General features: G+C 65.1%; 11 protein-coding genes and 2 pseudogenes. 8 read left to right on the top strand and 5 right to left on the bottom strand.

The window, feature by feature from the left end:
- Positions 1–15 precede the first annotated feature (15 nt).
- Positions 16–960, top strand: a pseudogene (locus WC597_RS01725) (DUF1800 family protein).
- Entirely contained in the window at positions 869–1,120 is a 252-nt protein-coding gene (locus WC597_RS01720; RefSeq protein ID WP_372691728.1) for a DUF1800 family protein, read from the top strand. Before WC597_RS01725 ends, WC597_RS01720 begins: the two are co-directional and overlap by 92 nt.
- Here the strand turns inward: WC597_RS01720 and WC597_RS01715 are convergent.
- Positions 1,080–3,434, bottom strand: coding sequence for a heavy metal translocating P-type ATPase (locus WC597_RS01715; RefSeq protein WP_372691470.1), 2,355 nt, complete (start codon positions 3,432–3,434; stop codon positions 1,080–1,082). The genes WC597_RS01720 and WC597_RS01715 overlap by 41 nt on opposite strands.
- Before the next feature lie 519 nt (positions 3,435–3,953).
- Here WC597_RS01715 and WC597_RS01710 point away from each other — a divergent pair.
- Positions 3,954–4,714, top strand: a protein-coding gene (locus tag WC597_RS01710; protein WP_372691469.1) for an IS5 family transposase whose coding sequence is annotated in 2 segments (ribosomal slippage) — positions 3,954–4,278 and positions 4,278–4,714 — 762 coding nt in all. Because the reading frame shifts where the segments join, the coding sequence is not laid out codon by codon here.
- A 150-nt stretch (positions 4,715–4,864) separates the two neighbouring features.
- Here the strand turns inward: WC597_RS01710 and WC597_RS01705 are convergent.
- Both WC597_RS01705 and WC597_RS01700 read right to left on the bottom strand, forming a co-directional pair.
- Positions 4,865–5,929 carry a zincin-like metallopeptidase domain-containing protein gene (locus WC597_RS01705; protein ID WP_372691727.1) on the bottom strand — a complete coding sequence of 355 codons (1,065 nt, stop codon included), beginning with the start codon at positions 5,927–5,929 and terminating at the stop codon, positions 4,865–4,867.
- Positions 5,930–6,109: 180 nt separating this feature from the next.
- Positions 6,110–6,465: pseudogene (locus WC597_RS01700) on the bottom strand (ArdC-like ssDNA-binding domain-containing protein); the annotation flags it as partial.
- Positions 6,466–7,010: 545 nt separating this feature from the next.
- Between WC597_RS01700 and WC597_RS01695 the strand changes: the two are divergent.
- The gene (locus WC597_RS01695; RefSeq protein ID WP_372691468.1) at positions 7,011–8,630 is read left to right on the top strand and encodes an ABC1 kinase family protein; all 1,620 of its coding nucleotides are present in this window, start codon (positions 7,011–7,013) and stop codon (positions 8,628–8,630) included.
- Here the strand turns inward: WC597_RS01695 and WC597_RS01690 are convergent.
- Entirely contained in the window at positions 8,580–9,065 is a 486-nt protein-coding gene (locus WC597_RS01690) for an Hsp20/alpha crystallin family protein (RefSeq protein ID WP_372691467.1), read from the bottom strand. The genes WC597_RS01695 and WC597_RS01690 overlap by 51 nt on opposite strands.
- Positions 9,066–9,830: 765 nt before the next feature.
- On the opposite strand from WC597_RS01690, the gene WC597_RS01685 reads away from it, so the two are divergent.
- Together WC597_RS01685 and WC597_RS01680 are read left to right on the top strand one after the other, a co-directional pair.
- The gene (locus WC597_RS01685) at positions 9,831–10,487 is read left to right on the top strand and encodes a TetR/AcrR family transcriptional regulator (RefSeq protein WP_372691466.1); all 657 of its coding nucleotides are present in this window, start codon (positions 9,831–9,833) and stop codon (positions 10,485–10,487) included.
- 342 nt (positions 10,488–10,829) lie between these two features.
- Positions 10,830–11,420: a DUF4142 domain-containing protein gene (locus WC597_RS01680; protein WP_372691465.1), complete on the top strand. Its 591-nt coding sequence runs from the start codon at positions 10,830–10,832 to the stop codon at positions 11,418–11,420.
- A 314-nt stretch (positions 11,421–11,734) separates the two neighbouring features.
- Here WC597_RS01680 and WC597_RS01675 read toward each other — a convergent pair whose 3' ends face one another.
- Complete coding sequence (locus WC597_RS01675; protein WP_372691464.1) at positions 11,735–12,409, bottom strand: TetR/AcrR family transcriptional regulator; 675 nt, start codon at positions 12,407–12,409, stop codon at positions 11,735–11,737.
- Between the two features lie 87 nt (positions 12,410–12,496).
- Between WC597_RS01675 and WC597_RS01670 the strand changes: the two genes are divergently transcribed.
- Both WC597_RS01670 and WC597_RS01665 read left to right on the top strand, forming a co-directional pair.
- Positions 12,497–13,699, top strand: a complete 1,203-nt coding sequence (locus WC597_RS01670; RefSeq protein WP_372691463.1) for a patatin-like phospholipase family protein — start codon at positions 12,497–12,499, stop codon at positions 13,697–13,699.
- A 17-nt stretch (positions 13,700–13,716) separates the two neighbouring features.
- Positions 13,717–14,295, top strand: a complete 579-nt coding sequence (locus WC597_RS01665; protein ID WP_372691462.1) for a hypothetical protein — start codon at positions 13,717–13,719, stop codon at positions 14,293–14,295.
- Positions 14,296–15,071 lie beyond the last annotated feature (776 nt).

The raw sequence follows: 15,071 nt of genomic DNA, 5'->3' as shown, positions 1-15,071 counted from the left end.
GGGGCCGGCGTATTGATGGGAGTCCGCCCGCAATGGGCAGGAACTCGAGGTCGCGCCATCCCCGGGGTCTGGCCGACGTCGCTCATGCCGAGGTTACGACTCCCCGGTGCGATCCGGAGGGCTGGGCACCGATCCACACGTCGGCGCCGAACGACGGAATCCACTCCGTCGGGCGTTTCATTCCCGACGATCGAAAGGGACAGGCCCATGCGCAGAGACAGAGCTCTGGACGCCGCCGTCGCCGTCACTCGGTTCGGCCTCGGCGCCCGACCCGGCGACCTCGCCGCCGTCGCCTCCGATCCGCGCGGCTGGCTGGAGGCGCAGATCCGACCCCAAAGGCGCCCAACCCTCCCGGCGGCTTCACGACCTCGGACGAGCGGATGCGGCAGGTGCAAGCCTATCAGCGGGAGGCGGCCGATGCTCGTCAGGTCCGCCCGGAGAGTTGCGCGCACCCGGCGCCCGGTGAGGGCGCCGCCATGGACGATCCCGCGGCCAAAGACCGGTTCGTCGCGCGACGCGATAGCCGGCGCGCCTGGACCCGCGACACGGCGCAGGAATTCCTTGGCCGGGCCGTTGGGCGCGACCGGGGAGGCCGGCTTCGCCGAGCGGTGGGCTCTCTTCTGGGCCAATGTCTTCACGGCCTCGGCGACAAAGTTCCAGTCGGCGATCTTCATGGGCCAGTACGAACGTGAGGCCATCCAGCCGAACTTGTTCGGGCGGTTCGAAGATCTGACCGTCGCCGCCGAGCAGCACCCCGCCATGCTGCTTTAGCTCGACCAGGCCCAGTCCATTGGGCCGAACAGCCCGGCGGGTCTGCGCCGCGAGGTCGGGCTGAACGAGAACCTGGCGCGGGAGGTGTTGGAGCTCCATTGGGTCGGCGCGGACGGGGGGCTACACCCAGGCCGATGTCACCAAGTTCGCGCGCGCCCTGACAGGCTGGTCCGCGTCCGCGCCGCGTGACCAGGGCATGGACCCGGCGGGCGAGCCGGCGGCCGGCGCGCGAGGCAGGCGGCGCTGGCCGGCGAGACGGGCGCCGATATCTCAGAAATACGTGGCCCACGCCGCTTTCCCTCGCCGGCCTAGAGTTTCACCCCCCGCAGCCTCAGCGCATTGCCGATGACGCTGACCGAGGAGAGCGCCATGGCGAGCGCCGCCAGGGCGGGCGACAGGAGCCAGCCGAACACGGGGTACAGCAGGCCGGCCGCCACCGGGACGCCAAGCGCGTTATAGCCGAAAGCGAATACGAGGTTCTGGCGGATATTGCCCATCACGGCCCGCGACAGACGCCGCGCGCGGACGATGCCCTGCAGATCGCCGCCCAGCAGGGTCACGCGGGCGCTCTCGATCGCGACGTCCGAGCCCGCTCCCATGGCGACGCCCACATCGGCGGCGGCGAGCGCCGGGGCGTCGTTGACGCCATCCCCCGCCATGGCGACGATCCGCCCTTGCGACCGCAGCTGCTGGACCACCGACGCCTTGTCCTGAGGCAGGACCTCTGCCTGGACCTCGTCTATGCCGAGGCGTCGCGCCACGGCTTCGGCCGTCGTCCGGTTGTCCCCGGTCATCATGACCAGCCGCAGGCCCGCCGCCTTGAGAGCGAGGATCGCGGCCGGGGTGGTCGCCTTGATCGGGTCGGCAATGCCAAGGACGCCGGCCGCCAGTCCGTCGATGGCGACGAAGATGGCGGTGGCGCCGTCCTTGCGGAGCGCTTCGGCGTTCGACTCCAGGCCGGAGACATCGATTGAAAGCTCTCCGAGATAGCGTGTGTTGCCCAAGGCGACCGGGTGTCCCTCGATCGTCCCGCGCACGCCCCGACCGACCGGGCTGTCGAAATCCTCAGCCCCTGACAGGGTGAGATTGCGATCCTTGGCGGCCCGGACGATCGCGTCAGCCAGGGGATGTTCGCTACCGCGCTCGAGGCTGGCCGAGAGACGCAGGACATCCTCCTCGTTGAAACCCCCGGCGGCCAGGACCGCCGTGACGGACGGACGCCCCTCGGTCAGGGTGCCGGTCTTGTCGAGAACAAGGGTATCGACCTTCTCGAGGCGCTCGAGTGCTTCGGCGTTCTTGATCAGGACGCCAGCGTGCGCGCCTCGACCCACCCCCACCATGATCGAGATCGGGGTCGCCAGGCCCAGCGCACAGGGACAGGCGATGATGAGGACCGAAACCCCCGCGACCAGGGCGTAGGACAGTCGAGGCTCCGGACCGACCAGGCCCCAGACGACGGCGGCGAGCAGGGCGATCGCGATCACCGTCGGGACGAACCAGCCGGAGACCGTGTCGGCCAGCCGCTGGATCGGCGCGCGGCTGCGCTGGGCCTGAGCGACCATCTGGACGATCTGCGACAGCAGGGTGTCGGTCCCGACCTTGTCGGCGCGCATGATGAAAGAGCCGGTCGTGTTCAGGGAGCCGGCGACGACGCGGTCCCCGACATCCTTCGTCACCGGCATCGATTCACCGGTCACCATCGATTCATCGACGGCCACGCGGCCCTCCAGCAGTTCGCCGTCAACGGGAATTTTCTCCCCGGGACGCACCCTGAGGGAATCCCCCGCCATGACCTGGTCCAGCGAAACGTCCTCGTCGACGCCATCCTTCCGGACCCGTCGCGCGGTCTTGGGCGTGAGGTCCAGCAAGGCGCGGATGGCGCCCGAGGTCTGTTCCCGGACTCGCAGTTCCAGGATCTGTCCGACCAGCACCAGCACGGTGATGACCGCCGCCGCCTCAAAATACACGGGCGCGCTTCCGTCGGCCTTGAGGAAGGCGGGCGGGAACAGACCCGGAGCCAGGACGGCGACCACGCTGTAGAGCCAGGCCGCGCCGACCCCCATCGAAATCAGGGTGAACATGTTCAGCCGGCGGGTGCGCAGCGACGCCCAGCCGCGCTGGAAGAAGGGCAGGCCGCACCACAGGACCACGGGCGTCGCCAGCGCGAACTGGACCCAGTTCGACGTCTCACCCGGGACCAGTATGTGCAGGTTGGTCAGATGCCCGCCCATCTCGAGGGCGAAGACCGGCAAGGTCAGGATCAGTCCGAGCCGGAAGCGACGGGTGAAGTCGACCAGTTCTTGGTTGGGCGGGGCTTCGGCGGTGACGGTTTCCGGTTCGAGCGTCATGCCGCAGATGGGACATGATCCCGGCCCTTCCTGTCGGATTTCCGGGTGCATGGGGCAGGTGTAGATCGCGCCTTGAACGACGGGCTCGGCGTCCACCTCCGGAGTCAGGTAATGGTCCGGGTCGGCGACGAACTTGTCCCGGCACACGGCGGAACAGAAGAAGTAGTCCTCGCCGTCACGGGCAGTGCGATGACGCGTGGTCGCGGCATCGATCATCATACCGCAGACCGGATCCTTGACCATGGCCGCGCCGCTCGAAGTCTTCGCCGCGGAGCAGACGTGGCCTGCGACGGAACTGTGGTCATGACTGGACATGTCGTTCTCTGCAACTGTTGAAGCATTCACATACACCCATGTGGGGCCGGTCGGCGCCAAAGGGCCTCGTGAACAGGCTCGCAGGCCGCTCTCGCCCAACCATCGCTCGGAGATCCCCCAGCCCTTTTTACCAGTCGCCAGCCTGTGAGAGGTAAAATCGAGCACTCCCGGTCGGCGAAACGCCTGTCGCCTGGTTTACCCGCGCGCTCGCCCAGCCCGATTTCATCTGCGCCCCCGCGTCCTCCAGGGCGGTGTCCACCCGCTGTTTCAGGCGTCGGCAGGCCGGATCGTCCGCGCGGAACAAGGTGACGTTGGCTCCGATGGCGTCGTTGACCCGGGATGTTCCGCCCCGCGCCCGACTGGAGGCCGGTCGAAACGGCGGAGGTCAATGGCGGATGCCGCGGATACCGTGATACGTTCGCCTACGATGCTTTCACCGAAAGACGTTAGGTCGTAGTGACGATTTAGGATTCCCTGACTGACGCTGTTCTGATTCAACGCTTCTCTTTGGAGGCGTTGATGGAAGGCGAAGTGCTTCGGGACGATCAGTGGGCGCGGATCGAGCCGTTCGTGCCGGGTGGTCGCAAGGGCAAGCGGGGCCCGCGCAGCAACGGTCGTCTGTTCGTGGACGCCTTGTTGTGGATGGCGCGGTCGGGGGGTCGGTGGCGTGATCTGCCGGAGCGGTTCGGGCCCTATCAGACGGCCAAGCGGCGGTATTATCGCTGGATCGAGATGGGAGTGCTGAACCGGCTGTTCGAGGCGGCGGCGGCGGAGCCCGATCTGGAGTGGGTCATGCTGGACGCCACCGTCATCCGGGCTCATGCCCAGGCCGCCGGGGCGCGGCGAAAAAGGGGGGACCGGACGCCCAGGCGCTTGGCCGGTCTCGTGGCGGCTTCGGAACCAAGATCCACGTCTGCGTAGACGCGCTGGGCCTGCCGATCCGCATCCTGCTCGGGCCGGGCCCGCAGAACGACATGGCCCCGGCCTGCGACCTGATCGACGGCATCGCCGCAGACTACGTCCTCGCCGACAAGGCCTACGACGCCGATCGGCTCTATCGGAAGATCATCGACCAGGACGGCGATCCCGTCGTGCCGCCTCGCCGCCACCGCAAGCGACAGCACGCCTACGACAAGGCCCTCTACAAGGAGCGCAACCGCGTCGAGCGCTTCTTCAGCCGCATCAAGCACTTCCGCCGCATCGCCACCCGATACGACAAGCTGGCTTCCACCTTCATGGGCTTCGTAACCCTCGCCGCCATCATGCTATGGCTCAAATAGCTAAATGGTCACCGCAATCTAGAGCGGTCCATATTACCGTCGACCGGCATGGTGTATCGAATATCGATATCGAATGATGAGATAGGCTGAAAAAGATACCGACATCACAAGAATTTCATACGCCGAAAATCTTGTTGTATTTCAAGATCCTTAGGCTTGTTGGGTTTTCTCGCCGGTCGCGCAGTCGGTTGGGCTCTGAAAATGGTATTCATAATAGCATGTTACGAGCACTTGAGTAATCGAGTGGGCTTCCAGGATCCGGGGTTTCGTCACTCGGCCCAGATAGGCCTCGGCGGTCGGCGTCCAGCCCGCCGCGACCATGTCGAGATCGACGGCGCGGGCGAGCGCATCGGCGTGGGCCATGCGTTCGCCCTGGTTCCAGGACTGGTGGACGGCGTTGACGCTGAGCCCGACGCGGTGGGCGAACAGGGCTTGCCGGCTGTCGGTGTCAAACCCGACCAGGGTCTGCCAAAGCGCACCGGGCTCCTTGGGAAGCTGCTCGGCCCAGCGCGCGTGACGTTCGACGATCACCTTGGCGGAGGCCGTCTCGTTCAGATCCGGGGCCTGATGGCCGAAGGTCGAACGCTTGACCTCCAGCTCCAGGCAGGTGGCGGTGCTGAAACGAAAGAAGGTCTTCAGCGCCAGGGCGTGGAGCACGGCGAGATAGGCGGTGTCGGGATCCCCGCCGACGGCATCGCGCAGCGCCAGCGTCCGGTGCGCGGTGAGTTCGGTCATCAGCCGCTCGGGAAGCGGCTTGATCGCGTCCTCCTCCTCGTCCGCCTCAGGAGACGGCTGCGCGGCGCTCCCTAAGGTGATCATGGCGCGCTGCACGCCGCCTTCGGAAGCGGAGGGGGCTGCGCCGCCCTCGTGCTCGCCATCCACAGGCTCGGGTTCGGCCATGGCCTCGTCTTCGGGACGCACATAGCCGCGTTCGATTTTCAGATCGCCAGAGCCAGCAAGGCTGACGAAGGCGCCGGCGCGGGCGACATCATCGGAATCGAACACCGGCGGACGGTTGTCGAAGGCTTCGAGCGCGGTCTCGATCTCGCCGAACCCTCCGCTCAGGTCGCGGGCCAGCCGGCTGGGGTGACCCGACCAGTGACCGAGCTCGTGCAAGGCCGTCCGGTGCCAGTTGATCGGCTTGAAATAGGCCTCTGGGCGAGGGATCTGGATGTAGTCCGGACCCGGGACATAGAAGGCCTTGTCGCCGCCCAGGCGCAGATCGGCGCCGCTGGCCCGCAGCAGGGCCTCGGCCTCGGGAAGGATCAGCCCTTCCGGGACCGGCGGCGGCGGGGCCGCGAGCTCTTCGGGCAGGCCCTCGCATTGGGCGATGTTGAAGACGGTGAAGCGCTTGAGGAACGGGATGGCGGCCGCCTCGTCGCCGGTTTCACGCGCGCGCCGGCGCTCGTCGTCGGGAATGAAACGAGCGGCATAGACGACGGTGGTCCCGTGTTCGCCCTTGAGCACATTACCGCCGAGGCTGAGCGCCTGAAGGAAGGTGAGCCAGCCTTGCGTCGCATACCCGTGCTGGACGACCGCGCCCCACAGGATCAGGACGGTGATTCCCGAATGCCGCGGCCCGTGGCGGCGTTCCTGGGCATGGCGAGTGGCGCGGCCACGGCGCTGGAGCCCCAGGGCTGGACCCAGGGCAGGCGGCCGGCCTCCGGCTCGCCGATGATTCGGCTGGTGATTTCGTCGTAGATGTTGGCCCGATCGGTCCGGGCGCGGCTCCTGGAAGCTGAGCGTGTCATCGCATGTCTCCGCGACGGGCCGGGGGGAGCTCCTCTCTCGACCTTCAAAACCCGTCACGGCGACAGCCGCGGCCCTCTCCCTCTCGTTTCGGCGGAGCCTTACGCCTTTCGCCAGCCTCGCCGCTGCGGCAGGAACGGGGGGCGTTGCGGGGCAGGCTGTGCAAAAACTCACCGGGACGGGCCTGTCGCTTAGGGGAAAGTCTTCGTTGGAGATGTGCGGCCGAGGGCCGACCTGGAGGCTTAGACGCGCCTTCCCGCCACCGACGCTGCAGTAGCCGGTTCGCACCACCTCCTCGATATCCCGATGTAATCACATGGCGATATCGCGGGATGCCTAGTCATCGGCTATCTAATCTCGAAGGCGTCTGATGGCGAAAGTCAGGCCCGCAACGCCCGCCACAATCATGAGAGCGCTCAGCCCGCCGATCATGTAGCTAGTCAACAAACTGATCCTCCACATGGGCCGCCAGAGATGACCCGTGAGGGGCCCACAGGTTCGCGCCCAGGGTCTTGCGCCCCCGGGGACGACCAAGCATCGAGGCTCTATGTTACCCTTGACCCTTTCGCCCAACGACTATCGTCGTCTTGCCAAGGTGATCCACACCTTAGCCCCTACAGCCGCGCGGCCTGTTTTGGTGCGGCTGGGTCTGCTCCGGGGCGCGGCTTCCGACGAGGCGAACGAGGGCTCGGCATACGGGGCCTTCGTTGCGGCTCTTGAGGCCCTCGGCCCCACATTCGTGAAGCTAGGCCAGATCATGGCGACACGGTCCGATCTGCTTCCGCCAGAGCTGACCGAGCGGCTCGGCCGGCTTCACGACGACGTGGCTCCAGTGCCCTTCGACCATTTGCGCGAACAGCTGACGATCGATCTGGGCGCGCCGCCGGAAGAGCTTTTCGCCGAATTTTCGACGACGCCAATTGCGGCTGCGTCCATCGCGCAGGTCTACGCTGCGCGGCTCATGACCGGTGAAGACGTTGTCCTCAAGGTTCGCAGACCGGGGATCGAGGCGGTCATGCGCGCTGATCTGCGGCTACTCTTGGCCGCTGCCCGCGTCATCGAGCGTCGCGCGCCGGGCCTGCGTCGACATCAGCCTGTGCGTGTCGTAACGGAGCTCAGCGAAGCCCTTCTCGAGGAGATCGATTTTCGGATCGAGGCTCGCAATCAAACGGAGGTCCGCAGACGCGCAAGCGTCTTCCATGTGCCGCTCGTTCATGAGCGATTTACCACGGAAAGGACCATGGTCAGCGCCCGCATCCGTGGCCGCAGTCCTAACGCCGCGTTCCGCAACGAAGAGCCTGCCTTGGCGCGCGCCCTGGCGCCCGATGCGGCGAGGGGGCTGCTGGGCATGATCCTGCTGGACGGGGTGTTCCACGCGGACCCTCATCCAGGAAATATTCTGGTGACTCCGGACGGTCGCCTTGCGTTGTTGGACTTCGGCTCCGTCGGGCGGCTCTCGGCGAAAAGGCGAGAGCAGGTCCTCGTGGTCCTCGGCTCCCTGGTGGATGCCGACGTCGCGGCGGTTTCTGATGTGCTGATGGAATGGGCTGGCCGCTCGGGCCCCCCGCCGACCGGGCTCGAACAAGGTGTCGAGCGATTCTTCTTGCGTTACGCCGCCGATTCCCGGCGACCAATCCGGCTTGCGGAGGCGATCAGCGAATTCATTTCCATCGCCCGAGACAACGCACTGACCTTGCCGCCGGACCTGCTGGTGCTCATGCGCGCTCTGGGCATCGCCGAAGGCTTGGCCAGGACGCTCGATCCCGACCTCGATGTCGTTGCCGCTATCGCGCCAGTGGTTCTCGGGGCCTTCGCGTCTCGGTTTGCGCCGAAAGCGCTCGCCAACCGCGCCTTCCGGACGTTCAAGGAACTAGATCAGATCCTCGCCATCGGGCCAGAGGCGATCCGGCGCGGCATCGGCCGCATCAGCCGTGACGGCATTGTCATCCAGGTCTCAAGCTCAGACTTGGCCCAGTTGCCGCGAGCGGTCAGACGGGCGAGCGATACCCTGTCGCTCGGGATCGTGGTCGCGGCCCTCATCGTCGCTGCAGCCGTCGTCATCGTCGCGAAGGACGATCAGGCCGCCGCGATCGGCCGGATCGCCATCGTCACCCTCTCAGGCGTGGGCTTGGCCGCTTTCGTGAGTCGCCTGTTCCGGCGGGATTGAGGCTTCGCGCACGGGGACACGTCTTGCTTCCCCGCGCACCCACGCGGCCTTAACCATTCTCGCGGTCAGAACGCCGTCTTCGAGGGTCGCCGTCACCTCGTCGGGATCGACCGGCTCCGGGAGATCGACGCTCAGATCGAACGGACGCCCAATGGTCCCGGGCCGCCCGTGACGGCCGGCCGCACGCAGACGCAAACGAGTGGGAGTGACCTCCAGGACCATATCTCCGATGGCATACCCAGGGGCATCGACCTCAACGGTCACGTCCTCGATCGTCTGGGCAATTGCAAAAGCCGGAACCTCGCCAAAAGGAGAACCGGGCTGGGTCTCAAGCCGGCGCCGAACACCCCTCAACCCGCGGCCGATAAGGCTGTCGTATTCCAGGGTGGCGGAATACACCCTCCGTCCCAATTTTACCGAGACGCTGCCGATCATTTGAAACTCCTGGAACATTCTCCACCTGAAGACTTGCGCGCCTGATGGCGGCAAATTCATGGCGGTTAACGCGGGCATGGTTTGCCAAGCTGCGAGGGCGAGCAGCGGGGAGTGGCCGGGACGGTCTTCCGGCTCATTAAGCCGGGCTGCGAGGTACGTACACAGAGGTCGTGACCCACCCAGCGTGCGCCGTCCCAGCAGCGGGCAGATCAGCAGGACTGCCGCTGCCCCGCAGTGCGCGGCCCAAAGACCCTCGGCCTCAGCAACGAGGACCCAGGGCCACGCATCGGTGGCCATTCCGCCGAACGCCGGCCTCTGCATGGCCAAGGCCGGTCGACGACCCACTGAGGCGATCTCAGCTGCCCCGTGTCGTTGAAAGGCGAAAAGTGGAGCGCCCAGACCACGCCTGCTGCTGCCAGAAGCAGCGGGGTCAAGCGCACAATAAGACTAAAGCCGCTGCTGATCGCGGCTAAGGCAAGGCAAGGCAGGAGAAGGCGACCAGTCGTTTTGCGGCCAACCCTCTAAGCAGCACGTCACTGCTGACCGCGCCTGCCACCGCTCCGACGAAGGACGGGAGGACTGACCGGCATACATGGCCCTCTCTCGGCGGCTCGCTGGCGTTCAAGACACTCAAAAGCTTGAGTTGACGGAGGCGGACGCGGAGCGTCAACTTGGTGCTCGGATGTGGCCACGCCTTTGGCATGCGAGCGCGATCTCTTGGAGCGCCTGGGCCCTCGCGAGGTCGGCTGATCGACGGGATGGAAGATGAGTCGACACCGCGGAGCGATCGACCGGGACAAGCAGAACGCCATTCTTGAGGCGGCGATTGATGTTGCGGTTAGCGCGAGGCCGTCCCTGGCCGCGATCGCCAGCAGGGCCGGCGTATCGCGCCAGACCGTGTACAATCAGTTCGGTGGGGCGCAGGGCCTGAAGCTTGCGGTTCTCGACTCGTGCCGGGCGGCGCTTCTGGAACCGTTTGAGCAGGTCCCGGGCCAACCGGACACTCGAACCGCCTTGGCCGCCTATGCAGAATCCGCCTTGAGGCAAATGCGCACCGTTCGGTACCACCGTGCGCTTCGAGCCATGGAACGGGTTTTGCCTGAAGACATCACTCGGGCGAATGCGATCTGCGCTGAAATCTCGCAAGAGTGCTCGTCGAGCCTCAGAGACTTTCTCGTGCGGGAGATGCAAGCAGGGCGCCTGAAATGCCCGGATCCGGACGAGGCCGCCGCCGAGTTCCGCGCCCTGACAGTGGCGGGGACCCAAGTGCGAATGCTCGCCGGCTTGTTCGACGCCGCCGAGATCGGCGACGCGTCGAAAGAGGCCCGCACCGCGGCCGACCGATTTCTGGAACTGTATGGATGCGGACCAGAGGAAACAGCACCGCCTTCGGCCAGGCGCCCCAAACGACTGGCGGGTTGACACGAGCCTAGCGCAGGGGGCGAACGCCTAGCGGCGCGGCGGGCGGACGGCAGCTTCTTTGCAAGCCGACGCCCTTGAGGAACGATCGGCGCACCAACCCCGCCTGAATCGATTGCTGAACCCGGCGGCTGTGCTGTTCCGCGCCGGACAGACGGCGGAGCGCTGTGTATTGTCGCAGCATGACGATCCTCAATCAGACGAGCGGAAGAACGACGCAGCGCGGCCAAAGACCGCACTGCGAATGGGAAGGACGCCCAAACGGGGGCATTGACGAAACTCTTTAGGGTACCCGGTCGTTCCATTTTGGCCTTTGTCTTGAAGGCGCTTTGTGGGAGTTTCCCTGTGTGGAAAATCACGATCCTGATGGCTTGCGCGATGCTGGCCGTCGCGGCCTGCGGACCACAAAGTGAGGATCCGGAACCGGTCGACGCTGTTGCGCTTGAGACGCCAATGGCGGCCAGCGGAGCCCCGGAGATCAACGACGTCAATACGCCTGAGGGATACCTTGTCGCCGCCTGCTATGACGACCTGTATCTTGTCGCAGCGGCAAGGGCGATCAAGGCCCGATCCGCGGCCCCCGAGATGAAGGCTTTGGCCAACAGCCTGGAGGCGCAACATGTCCAGCTGCTGGCGACCCAGTCAAACCTGCTCGCGGATGTCGGCGGGACAGCGGCCCCCACCCGCCTCTCGGCCAGACATGCCGCCTATGTCGCCGATCTCGAAGCCGCCGCTCCGCAGGAGCGGGATCGCCTGTGGTTGGCGCAGCAGATCACCGTACTGCTCGACTCTTCTCTGCTGCATACCACCTTTTCTCTTCACACCGACGATCCACACCTAAAGGCTCATGCCCAGGCCGCCAGCCTGTCGGCCCAGAACCAACTGGACGAAGTCCGCCGGCTCGGGGGTGACAAGCTGCGGCCTCTGGACTCCTGAAGACCTCAAAGATCGGGCGGAAAGGGCCCGACGCACGGTCCGGACGTCTCCATCTGTCATTGGTGTTTTGGTCGCCATAAAGCCGGTTAACCTTGGGCTGCCACTGTACCGCAACGGTCTTCCGGCACAGCGATTGTCTTTATCGGCGCCCGGGCCCCGATCTTGATTCTCCACGAGGCGCTTTAACCCCGTCGAACGCGCGTGATGCCGGCGTGGAGCCGAAGCCGGGTTCGCGCTTGAGCAAGACTTGCGGACGCGGACTGTCGGAGACTCCGTGACGCCCGGCATGCCGACGTCGTCGGTCGACCGTCGCTTTAAGCTGGGGTTTGTGCGCATTGCCTATCCACCAGGGTGCGAATAACCGCCGTGAATCGCGACCCTCGCGTGCGAATTTCATCCATGGCTTCATGAGGCTGCAGAGCGTTGAGACGGGTCGCGAAACCGATCAGCAGGTCGAGAACCGCCAGAGAGAGGTCCTCGGCCATTTTCTCGGATAGGCCCGGCGTCCGCTGCGCCAGAAGCACCGAGAAAACATCGACGCTTTGGCGAACTGAAGCCGACACAGTTTCTCTGATGGTGCGGAAGGTCTCGTCTTCCGTGAGCAGAAAGCCCATGAGGGCGCTTCCTTCCGGCGAGACCAGGATCTCAAGGCAGCGGCGAACGAACTCTCCCAGCCAGTCCTCGGAGCGGGACGTCGTATTCGTCAGAGATGCCCGGACGTGGCTTCTCCAGCGCTCCAGAGCATCGCGGATCGCCGCTTCCACGAGCTGATCCTTGGAACTGTATCTTTGATAGATCGTGCGCTTGCTCATGCGCGCGTGTCGCGCGACCGCCTCGATTGTGGTTCTGGAATAACCTTGATCTACAAAGAGTCGCCAGGTGGTGGCCAGCAGATCGACGTCGATGATGTCGGCTTCTCGAAGGCTCGGACGACCAATTTTCGGATCACGCTCCGTCGGCTCGTCAAAATGTGAGAGATCAGAGGTCATTCGCACACTGTAGGGAACTCAACACGCACGGGCGAGTTCCTGCGGGGTAACGCTACGGCGTATTACCCTCATCGCTAGAAAGTACTTATGCAGAGAGTTCGTATCGCGCTGATCGCAGCCTGCGGCCTGGCCTTCAGTGCGTGTGCGACGGTGGATCGCGCGCCCGAGATGTCGCTCCACGAGTTGGAGCGGGGCCTCGTCGCGACCCAGGACCCCAGGATCGCACCGAGCGATCAAGGCCGGCTGGAGCGGATTGCAGAGGATTTTCGCAATCGGCTCGCCGGCAGTGACCGCCGCCGGTCGATTCTCGCCTTGTCTGGAGGGGGTGCAAACGGTGCCTATGGGGCGGGCATCGTGGCCGGGTGGACTCAGCACGGCGATCGCCCGGACTTCGATATCGTCACAGGCGTGAGCACAGGAGCCCTGGCAGCGCCCTACGCCTTCCTCGGTCCTGACTGGGACGATGAACTCGCGGCAGCCTATTCCGAAGGACAGACCGAGGGTCTCTTAAGCTGGCGCAGCTTCGCTGCTTTTCTGTCGCCAGGTCTCTTCAGTCCGCGAACGCTTGAAGCGCTTGTCGAAGAGCACGTAACGCCGGCTTTGCTGGCGCAAATCGCCCTGGAAAACAAAAAGGGGAGGAGGCTCTTTGTCGCCACGACGAACCTCGATTCCGGCGAGACGGTGATCTGGGACATGGGCCTTCTGGCCGAGGGCGGCGATGAAAACGCCCTGCGGTTGTTCCGTCAGGTGCTTCTCGCATCGGCCAGTATTCCGGGCGTCTTCCCCCCGGTCTTGATCGCCGGAGTGACCGAGGCGGGGACCGTTCGGCAGGAGATGCATGTCGATGGCGGGGTCAACACCCCGTTTCTCGGCGTTCCGGAAGGGATGATCCTGAGTGGCGAAGCCCTTCCCGGATGGAGCGGCAGCGAACTCTACGTCATCATAAACGGAAAGCTCGGGCAGGACTATCGTCAGACCAAGGGCAGTCTGCCGTCCGTCTTCGTCCGGTCTTACCAGAGCATGACCCAGTCTCTTCTGCGAACCAGTCTTGCGGCCCAGGGCGCGTTCGCTCGCCGCAACGGAATGCGCGTGAACGTGGCGGCGATTCCGCCAGAGGTCGACGCTTCCGCGCTCGATTTCGACCAGGATTCGATGACGGCGCTCTTCGAGGAGGGCCGTCGGCGCGCAGCGGCCGGCGATGGCTGGGCGCCATTGAATGTCGGCCTGGTGGAGCCCCCCTCCCCACCGGGTGGCGGATCCGGCGGGCAACCCGGTCCTCAGAACCCCTGACGCCAACGAGACATTCGATGCCCTCTAGTAAAAATCTCCGTCCGCTGATCTCAGCGGCGGCCATCGGCCTGTCTTTTCCGTCCCTTGCCGGCGTCGCCAATGCCCAAGATGACGGTCGGCAGATCCGCGTCGCCGTCATGCAGCACGACGTCCTCCATCTGGGCGCGGGCGATCGCGAAAGCGGCCTCAACCTCGAAGTGGCGCTGTTGAGCCGGCCCATCGCGGCCCTGGCGACTGTCGGCCGTCCAAGGGTCTATGTGAGCGGCTCGGTGAACAGCGACGGCGATACGAATTTCGCGGCGGTCGGCCTGGCGTGGCGTCGCGACCTGTCCGAGCGGTTCAGCGGCGAGATCCAGTTCGGTTATGCGTTGCATGACGGGGTCGTGGACACGATCAATCCTGTCGAGGCGCAATCACGGCTTCTGCTGGGCTCACGGGATCTCTTCCGGTCCGCCCTCAGCCTTGATTGGAAGGCCTCGGAAGACACGAGGATCGGTCTCCAGTGGGTCCATCTTTCGCACGGACAAATCCTGGGCGACGGGCGCAACCAAGGTATCGATACCGCAGGTCTGGTCATGACGTACCGATTTCCTTAGAGCGCGATCCCGGTCGGCTCGGCCCCCAAAGGAAAGAACCCCAGCCTGCTCAAGCCTCGATGATCGTGCAGCAAGGCAGCGGCCGAAGAGTGCTGTCCCAAAGCGTGGGGCAATCCGGCGACTTCATAATGCAAGTCGCAGCGCCGGGCTCTGAACTTCCTGGGCTTCCTAGTCGGACGTTCTGGTAGCGACGATGCTAACCGGCCACATCGATTGAACAACGACCGTCGTGCCGAGCAACTGACGGCCTTCTTCAAGATTCCGGCCGCAGCGAACATGGCTTAAGTGTCTGGAGCCCTGTGCTCGTCTGTCATCGCCGGGAAGGACCGGCACGGTCATAGACCGTGCCGGCTTGGAAGGAAGGATGTCCACTTGTGAACGTCCTGAAAACGTCGCTGGTACCAAAGCGTTCCATTATTCGCTAGGCTTCGACCGTGTATTACAAGCCTGGGCGCCTGATGGGCTCCACATCCCCACGAGTTCACGTCAGTCAGATGACCGAGCTGTAGGCGAAATCGGGATTTGATCGCCGCGATAGTCGTCAAGCCGGTCTGCAGCCGCGGGTCCTGTAGCTAGGGAAGAGCGACCGAGAGCGGGTCAATCACAGACAGGCGCGACGCCCAAGCGAACCATCCCGCGGCTGACTGCTTCAGGGCAGGTCAGAGCGACAGGACCGGAGCCTAGGACTGTCCCCACGGGCGTGGATCTCGTCGACAAACTCATCAACGCCGGAAGGCGGACGTGGGAAGGTTTTGGTATCCGTGCGTTTGAAGCCA

It is taken from the genome of Brevundimonas sp. (assembly GCF_041648115.1).
In the GTDB taxonomy this organism is placed as follows: Bacteria; Pseudomonadota; Alphaproteobacteria; order Caulobacterales; family Caulobacteraceae; genus Brevundimonas.
The sequence above is the reverse complement of the archived record's forward strand: the minus strand, read 5'-3'. Positions and strand labels throughout refer to the sequence as shown.

What these genes read in the sequence shown, in the direction of transcription:
- WC597_RS01715 (WP_372691470.1), bottom strand. Translation starts at nt 3,434, where the DNA reads ATGTCCAGTCATGACCACAGTTCCGTCGCAGGCCACGTCTGCTCCGCG.
- WC597_RS01695 (WP_372691468.1), top strand. Translation starts at nt 7,011, where the DNA reads ATGTTACCCTTGACCCTTTCGCCCAACGACTATCGTCGTCTTGCCAAG.
- WC597_RS01690 (WP_372691467.1), bottom strand. Translation starts at nt 9,065, where the DNA reads ATGATCGGCAGCGTCTCGGTAAAATTGGGACGGAGGGTGTATTCCGCC.
- WC597_RS01685 (WP_372691466.1), top strand. Translation starts at nt 9,831, where the DNA reads ATGAGTCGACACCGCGGAGCGATCGACCGGGACAAGCAGAACGCCATT.
- WC597_RS01675 (WP_372691464.1), bottom strand. Translation starts at nt 12,409, where the DNA reads ATGACCTCTGATCTCTCACATTTTGACGAGCCGACGGAGCGTGATCCG.
- WC597_RS01670 (WP_372691463.1), top strand. Translation starts at nt 12,497, where the DNA reads ATGCAGAGAGTTCGTATCGCGCTGATCGCAGCCTGCGGCCTGGCCTTC.
- WC597_RS01665 (WP_372691462.1), top strand. Translation starts at nt 13,717, where the DNA reads ATGCCCTCTAGTAAAAATCTCCGTCCGCTGATCTCAGCGGCGGCCATC.